This is a genomic window from Herbaspirillum lusitanum P6-12, assembly GCF_000256565.1.
Lineage (GTDB): Bacteria > Pseudomonadota > Gammaproteobacteria > Burkholderiales > Burkholderiaceae_D > Herbaspirillum > Herbaspirillum lusitanum.
Window position 1 is genome coordinate 1 of sequence record NZ_AJHH01000084.1, and the last position, 1,173, is coordinate 1,173.

Annotated in this window: 2 protein-coding genes; both read left to right on the forward strand. The window is 61.6% G+C overall.

Annotated features, from left to right (window positions below):
- The first annotated feature begins 131 nt into the window (after positions 1-131).
- A complete protein-coding gene (locus HLUSI_RS0102845; RefSeq protein ID WP_016832534.1) occupies positions 132-857 on the forward strand; it encodes a sulfite exporter TauE/SafE family protein in 726 nt (241 codons plus the stop codon).
- 90 nt (positions 858-947) lie between these two features.
- Positions 948-1,145 (forward strand): hypothetical protein, encoded by a 198-nt coding sequence (locus tag HLUSI_RS0102850; protein ID WP_029363050.1) that lies wholly within the window; start codon positions 948-950, stop codon positions 1,143-1,145.
- Positions 1,146-1,173 lie beyond the last annotated feature (28 nt).

Sequence of the window (1,173 nt, forward strand, 5' to 3'; positions counted from 1 at the left end):
GTCGACGCCATCGCCGCGCGACTCAAGGCCGGCGAACGGCCATAGCCCACAGCAACAAGGCCGCCACGGGGTGTCGAGCGACGGCGTACAATACCGCCGCGGCATTCCATAAAAATTCTTCAGAACACCCTGTGGCAGCTTATATCTTCGTCCTGAGCGTCGGCCTGATCGCCGGCATGGTCAGCGGCATCATCGGCACCGGTTCTTCCATCATGCTGCTGCCGGTGCTGGTCTACAACTTCGGCCCCAAGCAGGCGGTCCCCATCATGGCAGTGGCGGCCGCGATGGCCAACCTGTCGCGCGTGCTGGCGTGGTGGCGCGTGGTCGACTGGCGCGCCTTCCTGGCGTATGCCATCCCCGGCGTGCCGGCGGCGGCGCTCGGCGCGCGCACCTTGCTGGAATTGCCTCCGCACTTCATCGACATCAGTCTTGGCCTGTTCTTCATCGCCATGATCCCGTTCCGTCACTGGATCAGAAAGCGCAACTTCAGTGTCCGCCTCTGGCAACTGGCGCTGGCCGGCGCTGTCATCGGCTACCTGACCGGCATCGTGCTGTCGACCGGACCGCTCAGCGTACCGGTGTTCACCGCCTACGGCCTCAGCAAGGGCGCCTTCCTCTCCACCGAAGCGGCCAGTTCGCTGCTGCTGTATGTCAGCAAGGTGCTGACCTTCCGTGAGCTCGGCGCGATGCCCTTGTCGGTATTCCTGCAAGGTTTGCTGGTGGGGGCGTCGCTGATGGCCGGCACTTTCCTCGGCAAGGTCTTCGTCATGAAAATGAGCGAAGCCAATTTCCAGCGCCTGCTGGACCTGCTGCTGCTGGCATCTGGTTTGTCGCTGCTGTGGGCGGCGCTGGGCTGAAGCGGCTGCAGCGCCCCGGCGCGCTTTGGCTTATGCTTGCAAGATCATCCGGATAACACCGCCCTGCAACAACGAAACAAGGAAATCATCATGCCCAAGAAAGAAAAGCTCGATCCGGAAACCGAAGCCCTGATCCAGTGGTGTACCGAAGTCGAAAAATTCCTCGTCAAAGGCGGCGCCACGCTGGAGCAGGCGCAAGAACACATCGAGGAAGAAGTCGAATGGTTCACCGACCTGTTCTATGACGGCCTGACGCCGGAAGAAGCCGCCAAGGAAGCACTGAATTAAACATCTTGCCGGCATTCCTCAAGGCAGG